Source organism: Streptomyces sp. NPDC002076, assembly GCF_053593835.1.
This window is the reverse complement of the sequence record NZ_JBSFDI010000005.1, coordinates 194924-216392: the sequence shown is the minus strand read 5'-3', so window position 1 is coordinate 216392 and position 21469 is coordinate 194924. Positions and strand designations below refer to the sequence as shown.

Sequence of the window (21469 nt, the reverse complement as noted above, 5' to 3'; positions counted from 1 at the left end):
ACCCATTCTGCGTTGCACATGAAACGCAGTGTTGCTTCATACACAACGCCGCCCGAAGTCGCTCTTCCCGGCGCGTGACCTATCGATCCACGACGTTTCCCGAGGAGTGCACCGTGACCTCGACCAGCCTGCCGGACAGCCTGATCGCCACTCTCCCCGGCTCCGCCTACACGGACCCCGGCATCTTCGCCCAGGAACAGGAGCGCATCTTCGAGACGATGTGGTTCTGCGTCGCGCGCTCGTCCGACCTGGCCAAGCCCGGTGCCTTCCGCACCGTGGACGTGGGCCGCGAGAGCATCCTCGTCACCCGGGCCCGGGACAACGCGATCCGCGCCTACTTCAACGTCTGCCGGCACCGTGGGGCCAAGCTCTGCACCGAGGAGACGGGCGAGGTCAAGCGGGCCTTCCAGTGCCCGTACCACGCCTGGACCTACGACCTGAACGGCAAGCTCGTCGCGGCGCCCAACCTGACCAAGATGCCTGACGTCGGCCGCACCGAGTACGGGCTGGTGAGCGTGGCCGTCCGCGAATGGCTCGGCTATGTCTGGGTCTGCCTGGCGGAGAACCCGCCCTCCTTCGAGGAGGACGTGATGGGGGCCGTGGTCGAGCGGCTGGGCGACACCGCGTCGATCGACCACTACGACATCGCGAACCTCTCGGTGGGCAAGCGGATCGTCTACGACGTCAAGGCGAACTGGAAGCTCATCATCGAGAACTTCATGGAGTGCTACCACTGCGCCACGATCCACCCCGAACTCACCGAGGTGCTGCCCGAGTTCGCCGACGGCTACGCCGCGCAGTACTACGTCGGGCACGGCGCCGAGTTCGGCGCGGAGATCCAGGGTTTCACCGTCGACGGCTCCGCGGGCCTGGACCGCATTCCGGGGGTGTCCGAGGACCAGGACCGCCGGTACTACGCGATCACCGTCAAGCCGCAGGTGTTCATCAACCTCGTGCCCGATCATGTGATTTTCCACCGGATGTACCCGGTGGCCGTCGACCGCACGATCGTCGAGTGCGACTGGCTCTACCTCCCGCACGTGGTGGAGACCGGCAAGGACGTCAGCCGGTCCGTGGAGCTCTTCGACCGGGTCAACCGCCAGGACTTCGACGCCTGCGAACGCACCCAGCCCGGAATGAGCTCACGGCTGTACGCCAAGGGCGGCGTGCTCGTGCCCAGTGAGCACCACATCGGTGCCTTCCACGACTGGGTGAACGAGCGTCTCGGCACGCACAACCCGGAGTGAGGAGCGCCCGTGGCCCGCGCGGGGGGCGTACGCGGGCCGTACGGCGGTGGTGCTCCGTGCGCTCAGCCGAGGTATCCCATCCGGTGGCTGATTTCCTCCGCACCCTTGACCAGCACCGGAGCCAGCTCGTGCATGCGCTCCTCGGTGAACCGGTAAGAGGGCCCGGAGGCGCTGATCGACGCGATGACCCGGCCCTCCCGGTCACGGATCGGGGCGGCCATGGCGTGCAGCCCGATCTCCAGCTCCTCCAGCGTCCAGGCGTAACCGCGCTCCCGGGCCTCGGCGAGGTTCTTCTCCAGCTTCGCCTTCGCGGAGATCGTGTGCGGGGTCAGCTTCTTCAGGCCCGTCTCGGTCAGCAGGGCGGCGCGTTCCTTGGCGGGCAGGTGGGCCAGCATGATCTTGCCGCTGGAGGTGGCGTGCAGCGGGGTCAGCTGGCCGACCCAGTTGTGGGCGGTGACCGCGGACTGGCCGCGCACCTGGTAGAGGTTGATCGCGTAGCGCTCCTGCATCACGGCGATGTTGACCGTCTCGCCGATCTCCTCGGCCAGGCGCTCGCATACCGGCCGGCCCTGCTGGGTGATGTCGATGCGTCCCGTGACTGCGCCCGCCAGGCGTACGATGCCGAAGCCCAGCCGGTACTTGCCGCGCTCGCCCGACTGCTCCACGAGGCCGCGCGCCTCCAGGGCGCCGAGCAGCCGGAACGCTGTCGACTTGTGCACATCGATCTCGGCGGCCACCTCGCTCACGCCTGCCTCGCCACGCTGGGCGAGGATCTCCAGGACGCTGATGGCGCGGTCGACGGACTGCACCCCGCCGGGCGGTGAACCGTTCGTTTCGGTATCCGGACTGTAGTTGCTCATAGCGGAACTATACGCGCAGTAAACAACACGCAGGCAAGTAACGCGCTGTGAACAAACTTCTTACAAGTTGCGCCGTTCGCAACCTAGTGCGCATAGCGATACCCGTACTAGCATGCGCGGCACATCAACGACGCGAGCGAGACGAGGCACCATGGCTCCCTTGCAGTACGACTTCGTCATCGTCGGCGGTGGGTCGGCCGGCAGCGCCCTGGCGAACCGGCTCTCGGCCGACCCCGGCAACCGGGTGCTCGTCCTGGAGGCCGGCCGCTCCGACTACCCCTGGGACGTCTTCATCCACATGCCCGCGGCGCTGACCTACCCCATAGGCAGCCGCTTCTACGACTGGAAGTACGAGTCCGAGCCCGAGCCCCACATGGGCGGCCGGCGCATCTACCACGCGCGCGGCAAGGTGCTCGGCGGCTCCAGCAGCATCAACGGCATGATCTTCCAGCGCGGCAACCCCATGGACTACGAGCGCTGGGCGGCCGATGCCGGCATGGAGACCTGGGACTACGCCCACTGTCTGCCGTACTTCCGCCGGATGGAGAACTGTCTGGCGGCCGACCCGGACGACGAGTTCCGCGGCCATGACGGACCGCTCGTCCTCGAGCGCGGCCCCGCGACCAACCCGCTCTTCTCCGCCTTCCTCAAGGCCACCGAGGAGGCGGGCTACGCCCCGACGGACGACGTCAACGGCTACCGGCAGGAAGGGTTCGCCAAGTTCGACCGCAACGTCCACCGCGGTCGCCGGCTGTCGGCCTCCAAGGCCTACCTCAAGCCCGCGATGAAGCGGCCGAACCTCACGGTGAAGACACGTGCCCTCGTCACCCGGGTGCTCTTCGAGGGCAAGCGGGCCGTAGGCGTCGAGTACCGGCGCGGCCGGGGCGCGCCCCAGCAGGTCCGCGCCGGCGAGGTCATCCTGTGCGGCGGCGCGATCAACTCCCCGCAGCTGCTGCAGCTCTCCGGTGTCGGCAACGCCGCCGAACTGTCCGCCCTCGGTATCGACGTCGTCCACGACCTGCCGGGCGTCGGCGAGAACATGCAGGACCACCTGGAGGTGTACGTCCAGTACGGCTGCAAGCAGCCCGTCTCCATGCAGCCGTACATGGCGAAGTGGCGCGCCCCCTTCATCGGACTGCAGTGGCTGTTCCGCAAGGGCCCCGCGGCCACCAACCACTTCGAGGCGGGCGGCTTCGCCCGCAGCAACGAGGACGTGGACTACCCCAACCTGATGTTCCACTTCCTGCCGGTCGCCGTCCGCTACGACGGCTCCTCGCCTGCCGGCGGCCACGGGTACCAGGTGCACGTCGGGCCCATGTACTCGGACGCCATCGGATCGGTGAAGATCAAGAGCAGGGACCCGCGGGTCAAGCCGGCGCTGCGCTTCAACTACCTCTCCACCGAGCAGGACCGCCGGGAGTGGGTCGAGGCGATCCGCGTCGCCCGCAGGATCCTCAACCAGCCCGCCCTCGCCCCCTACAACGCCGGCGAGATCTCGCCCGGAACCTCCGTCGAGACCGACGAGGAGATCCTCGCCTGGGTCGCCAAGGAGGGCGAGACCGCGCTGCATCCCTCGTGCACCTGCAAGATGGGCACCGACGAGATGTCCGTCGTCGACCCGCTGAGCATGCGGGTGCACGGACTGGACGGGCTGCGCGTGGTGGACGCGTCGGTGATGCCGTACGTCACCAACGGCAACATCTACGCGCCGGTGATGATGATCGCCGAGAAGGCGGCCGACCTCATCCTCGGCAAGGAGCCGCTGGAGCCGTCGAAGGCCGCGTACTACCGCCACCGCGACGCCCAGAAGCAGGCCGGGTGAGCCATGGGCGCCGACGCCGTGCGGGAGCTGCTCACCCGTGTCCGCTACGAGGTGCTGCCGGCGAAGACGACCGAGGAGAAGGTCCTCGCCCATGTGCCGCGAGACGTCGTGGTCACGGTCACGGCGTCGCCGGTCAAGGGGCTGGAGCCGACGCTCGGCCTCACCGAGCGGCTGGCGGCGCACGGATACCGCGTGGTCCCGCATGTGCCCGCACGGCTGCTGCGGGACGACGCACACCTGAAGGACATCGCCGAGCGGCTGCGTGCGGCGGGTGTCGACGACGTCTTCGTGCCGGCCGGTGACGCCGATCCGCCGGCCGGGCCGTACGACGGAGCGCTGGCGGTGCTGCGCGCCCTGAGCGACCTGGGCAGACCCTTCGCCGAGCTGGGCATCACCGGCTATCCGGAGAGCCATCCGCTCATCCACGACGACATCACCATCCAGTCGATGTGGGACAAGCGGACGCACGCCACGTACATCGTCAGCAACCTGTGCTTCGACCCGCGTGCGCTCGGCGACTGGATCACCCGGATCCGGCGCCGTGCCATCACCCTGCCCGTGTACGTGGGCGTCGCCGGGCCCGTCCAGCGGGCGAAGCTGCTGTCGATGGCGACGAAGATCGGCGTGGGGGAGTCGACCCGCTTCCTCACCCGGCACCCCTCCTGGTTCCTGCGGTTCGCGGCACCGGGCGGATACGCTCCCGAGCGGCTGCTCGGTCGCGGCGCCGAGGCGTTCACCGGGGCCGCGGCCGCCGTGGCCGGCCTCCACCTCTTCACCTTCAACCAGATCGCCGAGACGGAGCGCTGGCGCCGTGCGGCACTGGACCGGCTGGGCGGCTGACGCACGCGGGCGGGCGACGCGGCGGCGGCCAAATCGAGATACACCGACCCCTTGACGGGTCTCGGCCGATTCGGCCAGGGTGTTCCACCACAAGCAATTCAATGCACAATGCGCAACGAATTCTTCGAAGGGCGCGGCCGTGACAGATCTGTACGTGGACGGAGAATGGCGCGCCGCGGTGGCCGGCGGCCACCGGGAGATCCGCTGCCCCGCGGACGGCACGCTGGTCGCGACGGTTCCCGAGGCGACCCGCCCCGACACCGAGGCGGCGATCGCCGCCGCCCGGCGCGCCTTCGACGAGGGCCCCTGGCCCCGTACCCCCGAGCGTGAGCGCGGCGCGCTGCTGCTGCGCACCGCCGACATCATCGAGCGCGACGCCAAGGAGTTCGCCCGCGCCGAGTCCCTCGACACCGGCAAGCGCCTGGTCGAGAGCGAGTACGACATCGCCGACGTCGTCTCCTGCTTCCGCTACTACGGCGGCATCGCCGGCACCAGCGCGGGACGAGTGGTCGACACCGGACGCGACGACGCCCTCAGCCGGGTCACCTACGAGCCCGTCGGTGTGTGCGGACTGATCACGCCCTGGAACTACCCGCTGCTGCAGGCCAGTTGGAAGGTCGCCCCCGCTCTTCTCGCGGGCAACACCGTCGTCCTCAAGCCCAGCGAGCTGACGCCCTCCACCTCCGTCCTGCTGATGAAGGCGCTCGAGGAGGCGGGCCTCCCGGCCGGCGCCGCCAACCTGGTGCTCGGCGCCGGAACCGAGGCGGGCGCGCCGCTCGCCGAGCACCCGGCCGTGGACATGGTGTCGTTCACCGGAGGCCTGCAGACCGGACGGCACATCATGGCCACGGCCGCCGCGACGGTGAAGAAGGTCGCGCTGGAACTCGGCGGCAAGAATCCGAACGTGGTCTTCGCCGACGCCGACTTCGCCACCGCCGTCGACTTCGCGCTCACCGCCGTCTTCCTGCACTCCGGGCAGGTCTGCTCGGCCGGCGCCCGTCTGATCGTCGAGGACTCGATCCACGACGCCTTCGTCGACGAGGTCGTACGCCGCGCCCGGCGCATCCGCCTGGGCGGGCCCTTCGACCCCGAGGCCGAGACCGGGCCGCTGATCTCCGCGCAGCACCGCGAGAAGGTCGAGGCGTACGTCGCCGCAGGCCTGGCCGAGGGCGCCGTACTGCGCTGCGGCGGCGCGCGCCCCGACGACCCCGCGCTCGCGGACGGCTTCTACTACCCGCCCACCGTCCTCGACGAGTGCCGGCAGGACATGCGCGTGGTGCACGAGGAGTCCTTCGGACCCGTGCTCACCGTCGAACGCTTCCACGACGAGGACGACGCCGTCCGCATCGCCAACGACACGGAGTACGGCCTCGCCGGAGCCGTCTGGACACAGGACGCGGGCAGGGCCCAGCGGGTCGCCCGCAGGCTGCGCCACGGCACCGTGTGGATCAACGACTACCACCCCTATGTGCCGCAGGCGGAATGGGGTGGCTTCGGGCACTCGGGCGTGGGCCGTGAGCTGGGACCGACCGGCCTGGACGAGTACCGAGAGCCCAAGCACGTCTGGCAGAACATCCAACCCCGGCCGCAGCACTGGTTCCGCGGCTGAACGCCGAAAGAGGTCGATCATGACCCCAGCACAGACCGAGGTGTCGCAGCGGCGCGACACGTCCCAGCATCCCAAGGACCGCACCCCGGTCATCTCCGTGCGCCGGCTGTGGAAGGTGTTCGGGCCGAAGGCCGACGAGGTGCCGGGCTCCGCGGAGTTGTGCGGACTCACCCGCCGCGAGCTCATGGACCGCACCGGCTGTACCGCCGCCGTACGGGACGTCGACTTCGAGGTGTCGCCCGGCGAGGTCTTCGTCGTCATGGGCCTGTCCGGCTCCGGCAAGTCCACCCTGGTGCGATGTCTGACCCGGCTGATCGAACCCACCGCCGGAGAAGTCGTCTTCGAGGGCGAGGACATCCGCGGCGCCGACGCCCGCCGGCTGCGCGAACTGCGCCGCAGCAAGTTCTCCATGGTCTTCCAGCACTTCGGCCTGCTGCCGCACCGCAAGGTCGTCGACAACGTGGCGTTCGGGCTGGAGATACGCGGCATGAGCAAGGCCGAGCGCACCAAGCGCGCGCTGGAGACCGTCGAACTGGTGGGCCTGGCCGGATACGAGAACTCCTACCCCGACCAGCTCTCCGGCGGTATGCAGCAGCGCGTCGGTCTCGCCCGCGCCCTGGCCGGCGACCCCGACGTCCTCTTCTTCGACGAGCCGTTCTCCGCGCTCGACCCGCTGATCCGCCGCGACATGCAGAGCGAGGTCATCCGCCTGCACCACGAGGTCGGCAAGACCATGGTGTTCATCACCCACGACCTCTCCGAGGCCCTGAAGCTCGGCGACCGCATCCTGATCATGCGCGACGGCAAGACCGTCCAGTGCGGCACCGGTGACGAACTGGTCGGCGCCCCGGCGGACGACTACGTACGCGACTTCGTGAAGGACGTGCCGCGCGGCGACGTCCTCACCCTGCGCTGGATCATGCGCCCGGTGGAGCCCGAAGACGCCCTGGACGGACCCGAGTTGGGACCGGACGTCGTGGTGCGCGAGGCCACCCGTACCGTGCTGGCCGCCCACAAGCCGGTCAAGGTCGTCGAGAACGGCAAGCTGCTCGGCATCGTCGGCGACGAGGAGATTCTCTCCGTCGTCGCGGGACAGGCAGCCGGTCAGGAAGGCGGTGCGTGATGGCCGTCGCCGCCGACGCGACCGCGCCGGTCGCGACGATACGTGAGCGGGTCAGCCGTCCCATGGTGGTGGCGGCGATCCTGCTGGCCTGGCTGGTGCTCTTCGCCGTGCTGCGCGGCCGGCAGACGCTGGCCCTCGCCGCGGCCGACCTCACCGGCCTGCACCGCTGGCTGAACGACGTCAACGACAGCATCGGGGCCAACCGCAACTCCAACCCGCTCTTCCTGTACTTCTTCAACGAGATCCGGCTGGCCATCGACAACCTGGTGACCTTCGTCCAGTCGCTGATCTCCCAGCCCACCGGCACCCGCCCGGTCCCGCAGATCGGCTGGCTCGGCGTCGTCGGACTCACCGGCTATGTCTCCTGGGCCGTGGGCAACTGGCGGGTCGCGCTGCTGGCGGTCGCGGGGTTCACCTTCTTCGGGCTGCAGGGCCTGTGGCAGGAGAGCATGGACACGCTGGCGCTGACCCTGTCGGCGGTCCTCGTGGCGCTGCTCATCGGCATCCCGCTGGGCGTGTGGGCCGGGCTCTCCGACCGGTTCAACCGGATCATGACGCCCTTCCTGGACTTCATGCAGACGATGCCGACCTTCGTCTACCTCGCCCCGCTGACCCTGATCTTCCTCATCGGCGGGGCTTCCGCCGTGATCACCACGGTGATCTACGCGGCACCGCCCGCCATCCGGATCACCGCACACGCCATCCGCTCGGTGCCCGAGACCACCGTCGAGGCTGCGGACTCGCTCGGCACCACACGGTCGCAGCAACTGCTGAAAGTGCTGCTGCCGATGTCGAAGCGCACCGTGGTCATGGGCGTCAACCAGACCATCATGGCCGCCCTGGCCATGGTGACCATCGCCGCCCTGATCGACGCGCCCGGCCTCGGCAAGACCGTCGTACAGGCCCTGCAGTCGCTCGACGTCGGCACGGCCTTCAACGCGGGCCTCGCCATCGTCGTCATGGCCATCGTGCTGGACCGGGTCACCACCGCGGCGGCCGCACGCGCCGACACGGCCCGGCGCAGCGGTGACCGGCTGCGGAAGTGGCGCCGTCCGCTGCTGGTGGCGGGCGGGATCGCGGCCGTCGTCCTGGTCTACCTGTCGCACACCTACGTCTGGGCGGCGGAGTTCCCCGGCAACGGCAGCACCGGCAGCCACATCGCGAGCGCGGCCGACACGACGACCACCTGGCTGCAGGACCACCTCTCGGGACTGACCAACGGCGTCCGGGACATCATCACCAACGGTCTGCTGAACCCGTTCCAGACACTGCTCACGGACTCCCCGTGGTGGCTCGTCGGCATCACCCTGGTCGCGCTCGGCGCGGTGCTCGGAGGCCGGCTCGCCGCGGTGACGGCCGCCGTGTGCGTCGGGCTGCTCGTCGGCACCGGGCTGTGGTCGGACAGCATGACGACCCTCGCCTCGACCGCCGTGGCCACGGTGCTGGTGATGCTGTTCGGCGTCGTCTTCGGCGTGTGGATGGGGCGCAGTCAACTGGTGGACCGGATCGTGCGGCCCAGCCTGGACGCCGCACAGGTCATGCCGCCGTTCGTCTATCTCGTGCCGTTCCTGGCCCTCTTCGGCGCCACCCGGTTCACCGCGATCGTCGCGGCCGTCGTCTACGCGGCGCCCGTCGCGATCAAGATCATCGCGGACGGTGTGCGGAACGTGTCCGAGTCCACCGTGGAGGCGGCCACCTCCGCCGGGTGCAACACCTGGCAGATCATCACCAAGGTCCAGCTGCCGATGGCACGCAGTGCCCTGACCCTGGCGACCAACCAGGGTCTGATCTATGTGCTGTCGATGGTTGTGGTGGGCGGCCTGGTAGGGGCAGGCGCCCTCGGCTACGACGTCGTGGCCGGATTCTCGCAGGGACAGCTGTACGGCAAGGGGCTGGCGGCAGGGCTCGCCATCGTACTGCTGGGAGTCATGTTCGACCGGATCACGCAGGCTGCGGCGCGACGCACCAGGGCATAAGGAGCACGACACCATGGCAAGACACTGGCGAGCTGGAGCGGCCGGCCTGGCCGTCCTCGGCCTCACCCTCACGGCCTGCTCGGGAGCGAAGGTCGGCGACAGCACCTCCGCCGGCGCGAAGTCCTCGGGCGGCAAGTGCGGCGCCTTCAACCTGGCCGTCAACCCGTGGGTCGGCTACGAGGCGGACGCGGCGGTCGTCGCGTACGTGGCGCAGCACGACCTCGGCTGTACGGTCAACAAGAAGGACCTGAAGGAGGAGATCGCCTGGCAGGGCTTCGGGACCGGCGAGGTCGACGCCGTCCTGGAGAACTGGGGCCACGACGATCTGAAGAAGAAGTACATCACCGAGCAGAAGACCGCCGTGGAGGCGGGTTCGACCGGCAACAAGGGCGTCATCGGCTGGTTCGTGCCGCCGTGGCTGGCCAAGGCCCACCCGGACATCACCGACTGGAAGAACCTGAACAAGTACGCCGCCAACTTCAAGACCTCCGAGTCGGGCGGCAAGGGCCAACTGCTCGACGGGGACCCGTCGTACGTCACCAACGACGCCGCTCTGGTCAAGAACCTGAAGCTGAACTTCAAGGTGGTGTACGCGGGCAGCGAGACCGCGCTCATCCAGGCCTACCGCACCGCCGAGAAGAACAAGCAATGGATGGTCGGCTACTTCTACGAACCGCAGTGGTTCATGTCGGAAGTGCCGCTGGTGAAGGTCAACCTGCCCGCGTACACGAAGGGCTGCGACGCCGACGCGGCGAAGGTGGCCTGTGACTATCCCGTGTACGACCTGGACAAGATCGTCAGTGCGCAGTTCGCCAAGTCGGGCGGCCCGGCGTACCAGTTGGTGAAGAACTTCCACTGGACGAACGACGACCAGAACACCGTGGCCAAGTACATCGCCGTGGACAAGATGTCGGACGACGCGGCGGCCAAGAAGTGGGTCGACGCCAACCGCGACAAGGTCGACGCCTGGCTGAAGTAGCACGGGGTCGGAAAGGCCGGCTGAGGACGCCCGGCGGGCGGTGTGCACCTGTGCGCACCGCCCGCCGGGCATTGCCGTGTTCCAGGCCGTTTTCCGACGTCACCGACCCCTTGACACCCTCCATGGCGACAGGCACATTGAGTTGCGCAGCCTGAATCACGTTGCGCAACAAGCAACTGAACCGGTCTCAAGTTCGGAGGTTGGGCGATGGCGGGACCCCGAGTGGTCATCATCGGAGCGGGCGTCGTGGGAGCCGCCCTTGCGGACGAGATCTCCGCGCGCGGCTGGACCGAGGTGACCGTGGTCGACCAGGGCCCCCTCCCGGCCACCGGGGGCTCCAGCTCGCACGCCCCGGGCCTGGTCTTCCAGACGAACGCCTCGAAGACCATGACGGAGCTGGCCCGGTACACGGTCGAGAAGTTCTGCTCCCTCGAGGTGGACGGCAAGCCGTGCTTCCTCCAGGTCGGCGGCCTCGAGGTGGCGACCAGCCCCGAGCGGCTCGCCGAACTCCGGCGGCGCCACGGCTGGATCACCGCCTGGGGCATCGAGGCGCGCCTGCTGACCCCGGACGAGTGCGTGGAGAAGCACCCGCTGGTCGACCGCGACAAGGTCCTCGGCGGCCTCCTGGTCCCCACCGACGGCCTCGCCAAGGCCGTCCTGGCCGTCGAGGCGCAGATCCGCCGGGCCACCGAGCGCGGCGTGCGCTTCCTCGCCCGGCACGAAGTCCTCGACGTGACGCAGAGCCAGGGCCGCGTCACCGCGGTGGTGACCGACCAGGGCGAGATCGAAGCCGACATCGTCGTGTGCTGCGCCGGCATCTGGGGCCCGAAGATCGCCCGCATGGTCGGGATGAACCTGCCGCTCACCCCGCTCGCCCACCAGCTCGCCTGGACCGGCCCGGTCCCCGCCCTCGCCGGCCAGACCGAGGAGGCGGTCCGCCCGATCCTGCGCCACCAGGACGCCGACCTCTACTACCGCGACCGCTACGACGGCCTCGGCATCGGCTACTACGGCCACCGCCCCATGCCGGTCTCCGCCGACGACATCCTCTCCGTGGACGAGGCCGAGGAGATGCCCTCGGTGCTGAAGTTCACCGAGGAGGACTTCGAGGACGCCTGGACCGAGACCCAGTCCCTGCTCCCGGCCACCAAGGAGGCCAAGGTCCAGGAGGGCATCAACGGCCTGTTCTCCTTCACCACCGACGGCTATCCGCTGCTCGGCGAGTCCCCGGACGTCAAGGGCTTCTGGGTCGCCGAGGCCGTGTGGGTCACCCACTCCGCGGGCGTCGGCCGGGCCGTCGCCGAATGGCTGGTCGACGGTTACTGCTCCTCCTTCGACCTGCACGAGTGCGACGTCAACCGCTTCGAGCCGCACCAGCTCTCCCCGGAGTACGTCCTGGCGCGCGACTGCCAGAACTTCGTCGAGGTCTACGACATCCTTCACCCCCTCCAGCCGGCCGGGAAGCCGCGCCCGATCCGCACCAGCCCCTTCTACGTCCGCCAGCAGGAACACGGCGCGTTCTTCCTGGAGGCGATCGGCTGGGAGCGCCCCCAGTGGTACGAGGCCAACGCCGCGCTGGTCGAGGGCCGAGACATCCCCACCCCCAACGACTGGGCCGCCCGCTACTGGTCGCCCATCGTCGGCGCCGAGGCCCAGGTCACCCGCGAAAAGGTCGCCCTGTACGACATGACCGCCCTCAAGCGCCTGGAGGTCAGCGGCCCCGGAGCCGCCGACTTCCTGGAGGGCCTGGTCACCGGCAAGGTCGCCAAGTCCGTCGGCTCGGTGACGTACACGCTGCTCCTGGACCACAACGGCGGCATCCGCAGCGACATCACCGTCGCCCGCCTCGCCCGCGACCTCTTCCAGGTCGGCGCCAACGGCAACCTGGACCTCGACTGGTTCACCCGCCACCTGCCCGCCGACGGCCGCGTCCAGGTCCGCGACATCACCGCCGGCACCTGCTGCATCGGCCTGTGGGGCCCGCTCGCCCGCGAGGTGCTGCAGCCGCTCACCGACTCGGACTTCTCGGGCGACGGCCTGAAGTACTTCCGCGCCAAGCACGCCTACGTCGGCAGTGTCCCGGTCACCGCGATGCGGCTGTCGTACGTCGGCGAGCTGGGCTGGGAGCTGTACACCACCGCCGACCAGGGCCTGAAGCTGTGGGACACCCTGTGGGCCGCGGCCGAGCCGCTGGGCGGCATCATCGCCGGCCGGGGCGCCTTCAACAGCCTGCGTCTGGAGAAGGGCTACCGCTCCTTCGGCACCGACATGACCTACGAGCACGACCCCTACGAGGCCGGCGTCGGCTTTGCGGTCAAGCTCGACAAGGGCGACTTCCTCGGCAAGCCCGCGCTGGAGCGGCGCAAGACCGACGTGCGGCGCAGGCTGAGCTGCCTCACCATCGACGACCCGCGGGCGGTCGTCATGGGCAAGGAGCCGGTGTACGACGGCGACCGCGCCGTCGGCTATGTCACCAGCGCCGCGTACGGCTACACCGTAGGCAAGGGGATCGCCTACGCGTGGCTGCCTGCGGAGCTGGCCGATCCCGGTACGACCGTGCAGATCGGCTACTTCGACCAGCGGATCGAGGCGGTCGTCGCCGAGGAGCCGCTGTTCGACCCGACCATGTCCCGCCTTCGCGGCTGAGCGTTCCAGGGGAGTACCGCACGTGACCGCACAACTCCTTGACGGCAAGGCCGCCGCCGCCGCCATCCGGCGTGAACTCGCCGAGCATGTCGCTAAGTTGACGGCCTTGACCGGCCGCCCGCCCGGCCTGGGTACCGTCCTCGTCGGCGACGACCCGGGCAGTCACGCCTACGTCTCCGGCAAGCACCGCGACTGCGCGCAGGCCGGCATCGCCTCCCTGCGCCGCGAGCTGCCCGCCGACGCCACCCAGCGGCAGGTCGAGGACGTCATCGACGAACTCAACGCCGACCCGGCCTGCACCGGCTACATCGTGCAGCTGCCGCTGCCCCGCCACCTGGACGCCAACGCCGTCCTGGAGCGCATGGACCCCGCCAAGGACGCCGACGGACTGCACCCGGTCAACCTCGGCCGGCTCACCCTCGGCGTCGAGGCGCCCCTGCCGTGCACCCCGCGCGGCATCGTCGAACTGCTCCGCCGCCACGACGTGCCGCTCGCCGGAGCGCGGGTGTGCGTGGTCGGCCGGGGCATCACGGTCGGACGGCCCATCGGACTCCTGCTCACCCGCAGGTCCGAGAACGCCACCGTCACCCTGTGCCACACCGGAACCAGGGGCCTGGCCTGGCACATACGCGAGGCGGACATCGTCGTCGCGGCGGCCGGCTCGCCCGGACTGATCACCAAGGACATGCTGCGCCCCGGCGCGGCCGTCCTGGACGTCGGCATCACCCGCACCGAGCACGGGCTCGTCGGCGATGTCCACCCGGAGGCCGCCGAGGTCGCCGGATGGCTCGCGCCGATGCCCGGGGGAGTGGGACCCATGACCCGAGCCATGCTGCTCGCCAACGTCGTCGAGGCCGCCGAGAGGAACGCGACCACCGTATGAACGCGCTGAACACGCCCTTGGCGGAGCTGGACCCCGAGGTCCACGAGGCCCTCCGCGCCGAGCTGCACCGCCAGCAGTCCACCCTGGAGATGATCGCCTCCGAGAACTTCGCGCCCACCGCCGTGATGGAGGCGCAGGGCTCGGTCGCGACGAACAAGTACGCCGAGGGCTACCCCGGCCGCCGCTACTACGGCGGCTGCGAACACGTCGATGTCACCGAGCGGTTGGCGACCGAGCGCGTCAAGTCCCTGTTCGGGGCGGGCTTCGCCAACGTCCAGCCGCACTCGGGCGCGCAGGCGAACACCGCCGTGTTCTTCGCCCTGCTCCAGCCCGGCGACACCGTCCTCGGCCTCGACCTCGCGCACGGCGGTCACCTCACCCACGGCATGCGCCTCAACTACAGCGGCAAGATGCTCAACGTCGTGCCGTACCACGTCTCCGAGGCGGACAACCTCGTCGACATGGACGAGGTGGAGCGGCTCGCCAAGGAGCACCGGCCCAAGTTGATCATCGCGGGCTGGTCGGCGTACCCCAGGCAGCTGGACTTCGCGGCCTTCCGCCGGATAGCCGACGAGGTCGGTGCCCTCCTCATGGTCGACATGGCGCACTTCGCGGGCCTGGTCGCCGCCGGACTGCACCCCAGCCCCCTCCCGCACGCACACGTGGTCACCACCACCACGCACAAGACGCTCGGCGGTCCCCGCGGCGGCGTGATCCTCACCAATGACGCCGACCTCGCCAAGAAGATCAACTCGGCGGTCTTCCCCGGCATGCAGGGCGGCCCGCTGGAGCACGTCATCGCGGCCAAGGCGGTCTCCTTCAAGGTCGCGGCGTCGCCCGAGTTCGCCGAACGCCAGGCCCGCACCCTGGCCGGCGCCCGCATCCTCGCCGAACGCCTCACCCGGCCCGACGCGGCCGCGGCCGGAGTGAAGGTGCTGACGGGCGGCACGGACGTCCACCTCGTCCTCGTCGACCTGCGGGACTCCGAACTCGACGGAAAGCGCGCAGAGGACCTGCTGCACGAGATCGGCATCACCGTCAACCGCAACGCCGTCCCCTTCGACCCGCGCCCGCCCATGGTCACCTCCGGCCTGCGCATCGGCACCCCGGCCCTTGCCACCCGGGGCTTCACCGAGGAGGACTTCGCCGAGGTCGCCGACGTGATCGCGCTGGCCCTGCAGCCCGAGCCGGACGTGGCCGCCCTGCGTGCCCGCACCGAGGCGCTGGCCGCCAGGCACCCGCTCTACCCGCACCTCTCGCACGACGGAGACGCCCGATGAGCCCCCGCACCCCCGGCGCAGACCTGCCCGACCACCCGGACTGGCTCTGGCGCACCCCCGAGCCCAAGCCGTCGTACGACGTGGTGATCGTGGGCGGCGGCGGTCACGGCCTCGCGACCGCCCACTACCTGGCGAAGAACCACGGCATCACCAACGTCGCGGTCCTGGAGAAGGGCTGGCTCGCGGGCGGCAACATGGCCCGCAACACCACGATCATCCGCTCCAACTACCTCTGGGACGAGAGCGCCGGCATCTACGAGCACGCGCTCAAGCTCTGGGAGGGCCTGGAGGAGGAGCTCGACTACCCGATCCTCTTCTCCCAGCGCGGCGTGCTGAACCTCGCCCACAGCCTGCAGGACGTGCGCGACAGCGTCCGGCGGGTCGAGGCCAACCGGCTCAACGGCGTCGACGCCGAATGGCTCGACGCCGAGCAGGTCAAAGAGGTCTGCCCGATCGTCAACACCTCACCCGACGTGCGCTATCCGGTCCTCGGTGGCACCTACCAGCCGCGCGCCGGCATCGCCAAGCACGACTACGTGGCCTGGGGCTTCGCCCGCTCCGCGGACGCCGCCGGCATCGACATCATCCAGAACTGCGAGGTCACCGGACTGGACGTGGTGGGCGGCCGGGTGGTCGGCGTACAGACCACGCTCGGGCCGATCGCCGCGGGCAAGGTGGCCCTGTGCTCGGCCGGCCACACCTCGGTCCTCGCCGCCATGGCCGGCATCGAACTGCCCATCCAGAGCCACCCGTTGCAGGCACTCGTGTCGGAACTCCTGGAGCCGGTGCACCCGACGGTCGTCATGTCCAACGCGGTGCATGTGTACGTCAGCCAGGCGCACAAGGGCGAACTGGTGATGGGCGCGGGCATCGACGCCTACAACTCCTACACCCAGCGCGGCGCGTTCCACATCATCGAGGAGCAGATGTCGGCGGCCCTGGAACTCTTCCCGGTCTTCGCCCGGGCCCACGTGCTGCGCACCTGGGGCGGCATCGTCGACGTCAGCCCCGACGCCTCGCCCATCGTCGGCCTCAGCCCGGTCGGCAACCTCTACCTCAACTGCGGCTGGGGGACGGGCGGTTTCAAGGCCACACCGGGTGTCGGCTGGGTCTACGCCCACACCATCGCCCACGACACCCCCCACGCCCTGAACGCCCCCTTCTCGCTCGACCGTTTCACCACCGGCGCGCTCGTCGACGAGCACGGCGCGGCCGCGGTGGCCCACTAGGGAGCCGAACCATGCTGCTCATCACCTGCCCGTGGTGCGGGCCCCGCGACGAGGCCGAGTTCCACTACGGCGGCCAGGCCCACGTCCCCTATCCCGAGGACCCCGCCTCCCTCACCGACGAGGAGTGGGCACGGTACCTGTTCTTCCGCGACAACCCCAAGGGCCCCTTCGCCGAGCGGTGGAGCCATGCTGCGGGCTGCCGCAAGTGGTTCAACGCCGTGCGGAACACGGCGACGAACGAGATCCTCGCCGTGTACAAGGTGGGGGAGTCGCGTCCGGAGACGGTGGAGCGACCTGCGGCTTCGGCTGTGTCAGCCCGTCTGGGGGTACCCCCTCTGGGGGAGTTTGAGGACAAGGCCCGTTCAGGGCCGGCGGGGGTCCAGGGGGCGGAGCTCCCTGACGGGGCCGAAGGGGCGGAGCCCCCTCAGGATGGGACGGGCAGGGGCGGTGGGGACGAAACGCTCCGCACCCGCACCGGCGGCCGAATCGACCGCGACAGCCCCCTCACCTTCACCTTCGACGGCACCGAATACCAGGGCTACCGGGGCGACACCCTCGCCTCCGCCCTCCTCGCCAACGGCGTCATCCAGGCCGCCACCAGCATCAAGCTGGGCCGCCCCCGAGGCATCTTCTCGGCCGGCGTGGAGGAACCCAACGCGGTCGTCCAGATCGAGGCCCCCTTCCCGGAGCCGATGCTCCCCGCGACCACGGTCGAGCTCTACGACGGCCTGGTCGCGAGCAGCCTCCCTGGCCAGGGCCGCCTCGCCACCGCACCGGACCCCGCCCGCTACGACGCCGTACACGCCCACTGCGACCTGCTGGTCGTCGGCGCGGGCCCGGCCGGGCTCGCGGCGGCAGCGGCGGCGGCGAGCACCGGCGCCCGCGTCGTCCTCGCCGACGACCAGCCCGAACTCGGCGGCAGCCTGCTCGGCACCGGCCGGCACCTCGACTGGGTCGAAGCGACCCGCGCGCGCCTCGAAGCGGCCCCCGAGGTGCGCGTCCTGCGCCGCACCACCGTCTTCGGCCACTACGACGACAACCACCTCCTCGCCGTCGAGCGCCGCACCAACCACCTCGGCGCCGAGGCCCCGGCGAACGTCTCCCGCGAACGCGTCTGGCGGATCCGCGCCCGGCACGTCGTGCTCGCCACCGGCGCCCACGAGCGCTCGCTGGCGTTCGGCGACAACGACCGCCCCGGCGTGATGCTGGCGGCCTCGGCCCGGACGTACCTCCACCGGTACGCCGTGCTGCCCGGCCGGCACGCGGCCGTGTTCACCACCAACGACAGCGCCTACGCCGCCGCACTCGACCTGGCGGCCGCGGGCGTGGACATCGCGGCGATCGTCGACACCCGGCCCGAGCCGGGGGAATGGGCCGAGCGCGCCCGGTCCGCCGGGATCGAGGTGCTCGCCGGGCACGCGGTCACCGGCACGGAGGGCGAAGCCCGGCTCACCGCGGTGACGGTCGCCCCGTACGGGGAGTCCGCCGAAGACCGGCAGTCCGCCGGGCAGCGGGAGTTCGCCGTCGACCTGCTCCTGGTCTCCGGCGGCTGGAACCCGGTCGCGCACCTGTTCAGCCAGGCGGGCGGCAGGCTCCGCCACGACGACGCACTCGGCGCGTTCGTGCCCGACACCGGCCGGCAGGCAGTGGAGGTCGTGGGCAGCGCGAACGGCGCCTTCGATCTCGCCACGGTCCTCGCACAGGGCGCGGCGGCCGGCGCCCGCGCGGTCGAGGCGGAGGGCTACACCGCCGAGGCGCCCGCTCTCCCGGCCGTGGCCGCACAGCCGTACACCCCGCCCATGCAGGTCTTCACCGTCCCCACCGGCACCGGCGCCCCCCGGTTCGTCGACCTCCAGCGTGACGTCACGGTCGAGGACCTGGCGCGGGCGACGGGGGCGGGCCTGCGCTCGGTGGAGCACACCAAGCGCTACACCACCGCCGGCACCGGGGGCGACCAGGGCAGGACGGCCGGCGTCCTGGCGAGCGGGGTCGTGGCCGAACTCCTCGGCGTGGACATCTCCGCGCTCGGCCTGCCGACCTTCCGGCCGCCGTACACCCCCGTCTCCTTCGCCGCCCTCGCCGGGCGCGATCGCGGCGCGCTCAGCGACCCGGTCCGCACGACGGCCCTGCACGCGTGGCATGCGGCGCACGGGGCGCTGTTCGAGAACGTCGGCCAGTGGAAGCGGCCCTGGTACTACCCGCGAGGCGGCGAGGACATGGAGACCGCCGTGCTGCGCGAGTGCCGGGCCGCCCGCGAGGGCGTGGCCTTCATGGACGCCTCCACCCTCGGGAAGATCGATGTGCAGGGCCCGGACGCGGCGCTCTTCCTCGACCGGCTCTACACCAACATGATGAGCACCCTGAAGGTCGGGATGATCCGCTACGGCGTGATGTGCCGCCTGGACGGGATGGTCTTCGACGACGGCACGGTCATCCGGCTCGCCCAGGACCGCTTCCTGGTCACCACCACGACCGGCAACGCGGCGGCCGTCCTGGACTGGATGGAGGAGTGGCTGCAGACCGAGTGGCCCGAACTGCGGGTCCACTGCACCTCGGTCACCGAGCAGTGGGCCACGGTGGCCCTGGTCGGCCCGAAGTCCCGCGAGGTCCTCGGCTCGCTCGCGCCCCGACTCGCCGTCGGCAACGACGACTTCCCGTTCATGGCGTGGCGGGAGACGACCGTCGCCGGCATCGAGGCGCGCGTGTGCCGGATCAGCTTCTCCGGTGAACTCGCCTACGAGATCAACGTGTCGCCTTGGGACGCCCTCGCCCTGTGGGAGGCACTGTACGAGGCCGGCGCCCCGTACGGCATCACCCCCTACGGCACCGAGACCATGCACGTGCTGCGTGCCGAGAAGGGCTACCCGATCGTCGGCCAGGACACCGACGGCACGGTCACCCCGCAGGACCTCGGCATGGGGTGGGCGGTCTCCAAGAAGAAGCCCGACTTCATCGGCAAGCGCTCCTACGCCCGCGCGGACACCGTCCGCCCCGACCGCAAGCACCTCGTCGGGCTCCTCACCGAGGACCCGACCGCCTTCCTGCCGGAGGGCACGCACCTGGTCGCCGACGGCGAACTGCCCGCGCCGCCCGTGCCGATGCTCGGTCATGTCACCTCCAGCTACCGCAGCGCGGCGCTCGGCCGGACCTTCGCGCTGGCTCTGATCAAGGGCGGCCGGGACCGGATCGGTGAACGTCTCTACGCACCCGTCGGCGACCGGTTGGTCCCGGTGACCGTCGCAAGCCCCGTCCTCTACGACCCCGAGGGAGCCCGCCGCGATGGCTGACACCGCCCTGACCGCACGGCAGCGCAGCCCCCTGGCCGACGCCGCCCACCGCCTGGCCGCCGCGACCCGCGCCTCCCGGGGCGCGATCCGGCTGGCCGAACTCCCCTTCCTGGCCCAGGTGAACGTCCGCCTCGACGCCAAGGGCCCGGCCGCGGACGCCGTCGGACTCGCCCTGGACCTCCAACTGCCCCTGGAACCCAACACCGTCGTGCACGCGGGGGACGTGACCGTGGTGTGGCTCGGCCCCGACGAATGGCTCGTGGTGGGCCTGCGCGGCACCGAGCGGGACCTGGAGAGCCGGATCCGCGCGGCGGCGGGAGACGAGCCGGTCTCCGTCACCGACGTCTCCGCCCAGCGCACCACCCTGCTGGTCGGCGGACCCCGCGCGCGCGACCTGCTGGCCCACGGCTGCTCGCTGGACCTGCACCCGCGTGCCTTCGGCCCCGGCCGCTGCGCCCAGACGACGGTGGCCCGCACCCAGGTCGTCCTGGTGGCCCGCGACGAACCCCGGGCCGGCTTCTGGGTGCTGGTGCGCTCCTCGTTCGCCGGCTACCTGGTGGACTGGCTGCTGGACGCGGCCGTCGAATACCGGTGAGCGGCCCGGGAGGGCGGCTGAGATGACCCGGCGGTGCCGGGCCGACGCGGACGGTCGGCCCGGCACCGCCGTTCCGTACGCACCGCCCCGGCCGGCAGCCTGCCCGAAGGAACGAGCACGAGAAGGGCTCCCAGCCGTGCGCGACATCGTCCCCCCGCCGCCCTGGGCTCCACCGGCTTCTGGGCCGTCTGCGCGGGACTTCGAGGGGCGGCTGACCTGCGCCCGCTTCGCGGACGTACGCGAGGCGCCGGTGCCCGCCCCGGTGTCTGCCGTGTGCTCGGCGCACCGGAGGCCCGAGCTGCCGGCCGCCGCCTTCCCGCCCGGCTCGGTCACCGCCGTGCCCAAGTCCCGTGCCCTGCACATCATCGAGGAGCTGGAGACGGCGCCGCGCGGGTCGTACTGCGGCGGCATCGACCGCGCCGAGGGTGTGCTGCGCTTCGGCACCGGCGGGGCGGCGAACTCACATGGAAGCCTGGGCGACTTCTTGACAACGGTTGGGGCCCACCTCAGACTGACGTTGCGTTTAACGCATCATGTTTCGTAATGCGCACCGAGGTGGTCCCGATGATTCCCGTGTGCCCCATCGCCGATCTGCCCCGAGGCGAGGCGTTCCGGCTCGAGAACGACCCGCCCGTCGCCGTGTTCCACACCGAGGACGGCGAGGTCTATGCGATCGACGACACCTGCACCCACCAGGACGCCTCGCTGGCCGACGGCTGGCTGGAGGGGTGCGAGGTCGAATGCCCGCTGCACGCTTCGAAGTTCGATCTGCGCACCGGCGGCGTCGACGCTCCGCCGGCCCGGCTGCCCGTACGCACCCACCAGGTCCTCGTGGAGGACGGCATGATCTACGTCAAGCTCTCCGACGCCCCGCCGAACCTTCCGCCCTCCTGCGTCGCCGCCCGGCTCGGAGGCGTCGCGATCAGCGGAGGCGGTGCGTGAGGGACGTGGCGGTGGCCGTGCCCGGCGTGGACCGGGGGCGGCCGTTCATGTGCGGCCGTCGGCGGCCGGCCGTGGCGGCGGCACAGCGGGCGGCACCGTGAACGCGGCCGACTGCGGCACCGCCCCAACCCGTGTCGGAACGCCGGAAGTT

16 protein-coding genes and 1 pseudogene are annotated in these 21469 nt (G+C 70.7%); 16 read left to right on the top strand and 1 reads right to left on the bottom strand.

The genetic code is table 11. The features are described from left to right. The first annotated feature begins 113 nt into the window (after positions 1-113). The gene (locus tag ACWCQS_RS13000) at positions 114-1247 is read left to right on the top strand and encodes an aromatic ring-hydroxylating oxygenase subunit alpha (RefSeq protein ID WP_451004488.1); all 1134 of its coding nucleotides are present in this window, start codon (positions 114-116) and stop codon (positions 1245-1247) included. Positions 1248-1309: 62 nt separating this feature from the next. Here the strand turns inward: ACWCQS_RS13000 and ACWCQS_RS12995 are convergent, their stop codons facing one another. Then, entirely contained in the window at positions 1310-2107 is a 798-nt protein-coding gene (locus ACWCQS_RS12995) for an IclR family transcriptional regulator (protein WP_388629864.1), read from the bottom strand. 151 nt (positions 2108-2258) lie between these two features. On the opposite strand from ACWCQS_RS12995, the gene betA reads away from it, so the two are divergent. The 15 genes and pseudogenes from betA to ACWCQS_RS12920 all read left to right on the top strand — a co-directional run bounded on the left by betA (position 2259) and on the right by ACWCQS_RS12920 (position 21318). Beyond that, a complete protein-coding gene (gene betA / locus ACWCQS_RS12990) occupies positions 2259-3929 on the top strand; it encodes a choline dehydrogenase (protein ID WP_451004487.1) in 1671 nt (556 codons plus the stop codon). Positions 3930-3932: 3 nt separating this feature from the next. Beyond that, positions 3933-4769, top strand: a complete 837-nt coding sequence (locus ACWCQS_RS12985) for a 5,10-methylenetetrahydrofolate reductase (protein ID WP_451004486.1) — start codon at positions 3933-3935, stop codon at positions 4767-4769. A 139-nt stretch (positions 4770-4908) separates the two neighbouring features. Next, on the top strand, positions 4909-6378 hold the full coding sequence (locus ACWCQS_RS12980) for an aldehyde dehydrogenase family protein (protein WP_451004485.1): 1470 nt from the start codon (positions 4909-4911) through the stop codon (positions 6376-6378). A gap of 19 nt (positions 6379-6397) precedes the next feature. Beyond that, a complete protein-coding gene (locus tag ACWCQS_RS12975) occupies positions 6398-7501 on the top strand; it encodes a quaternary amine ABC transporter ATP-binding protein (RefSeq protein WP_451004484.1) in 1104 nt (367 codons plus the stop codon). Beyond that, entirely contained in the window at positions 7501-9477 is a 1977-nt protein-coding gene (locus ACWCQS_RS12970; protein ID WP_451004483.1) for an ABC transporter permease, read from the top strand. Before ACWCQS_RS12975 ends, ACWCQS_RS12970 begins: the two co-directional genes overlap by 1 nt. A gap of 13 nt (positions 9478-9490) precedes the next feature. Then, complete coding sequence (locus ACWCQS_RS12965) at positions 9491-10456, top strand: ABC transporter substrate-binding protein (protein ID WP_451004482.1); 966 nt, start codon at positions 9491-9493, stop codon at positions 10454-10456. A gap of 207 nt (positions 10457-10663) precedes the next feature. Beyond that, positions 10664-13102, top strand: a complete 2439-nt coding sequence (locus ACWCQS_RS12960) for a GcvT family protein (RefSeq protein WP_451004481.1) — start codon at positions 10664-10666, stop codon at positions 13100-13102. Positions 13103-13124: 22 nt separating this feature from the next. Continuing rightward, complete coding sequence (locus ACWCQS_RS12955) at positions 13125-13985, top strand: bifunctional methylenetetrahydrofolate dehydrogenase/methenyltetrahydrofolate cyclohydrolase (protein ID WP_451004480.1); 861 nt, start codon at positions 13125-13127, stop codon at positions 13983-13985. After that, entirely contained in the window at positions 13982-15265 is a 1284-nt protein-coding gene (gene glyA, locus ACWCQS_RS12950; protein ID WP_451004479.1) for a serine hydroxymethyltransferase, read from the top strand. The genes ACWCQS_RS12955 and glyA overlap by 4 nt, the downstream gene beginning before the upstream one ends. Next, positions 15262-16494, top strand: a complete 1233-nt coding sequence (locus tag ACWCQS_RS12945; protein WP_451004478.1) for a sarcosine oxidase subunit beta family protein — start codon at positions 15262-15264, stop codon at positions 16492-16494. The genes glyA and ACWCQS_RS12945 overlap by 4 nt, the downstream gene beginning before the upstream one ends. 11 nt (positions 16495-16505) lie before the next feature. Continuing rightward, on the top strand, positions 16506-19781 hold the full coding sequence (locus tag ACWCQS_RS12940; protein ID WP_451004477.1) for a sarcosine oxidase subunit alpha family protein: 3276 nt from the start codon (positions 16506-16508) through the stop codon (positions 19779-19781). Then, complete coding sequence (locus ACWCQS_RS12935) at positions 19774-20376, top strand: sarcosine oxidase subunit gamma (RefSeq protein ID WP_451004476.1); 603 nt, start codon at positions 19774-19776, stop codon at positions 20374-20376. The genes ACWCQS_RS12940 and ACWCQS_RS12935 overlap by 8 nt, the downstream gene beginning before the upstream one ends. Positions 20377-20529: 153 nt before the next feature. Next, a pseudogene (locus ACWCQS_RS12930) lies at positions 20530-20641 on the top strand (chorismate-binding protein); the annotation flags it as partial. Next, a complete protein-coding gene (locus tag ACWCQS_RS12925) occupies positions 20627-20920 on the top strand; it encodes a chorismate-binding protein (protein WP_451004725.1) in 294 nt (97 codons plus the stop codon). The pseudogene ACWCQS_RS12930 and the gene ACWCQS_RS12925, both read left to right, overlap by 15 nt. 20 nt (positions 20921-20940) lie before the next feature. After that, positions 20941-21318: a bifunctional 3-phenylpropionate/cinnamic acid dioxygenase ferredoxin subunit gene (locus tag ACWCQS_RS12920; protein WP_450987589.1), complete on the top strand. Its 378-nt coding sequence runs from the start codon at positions 20941-20943 to the stop codon at positions 21316-21318. Positions 21319-21469: the final 151 nt, after the last annotated feature.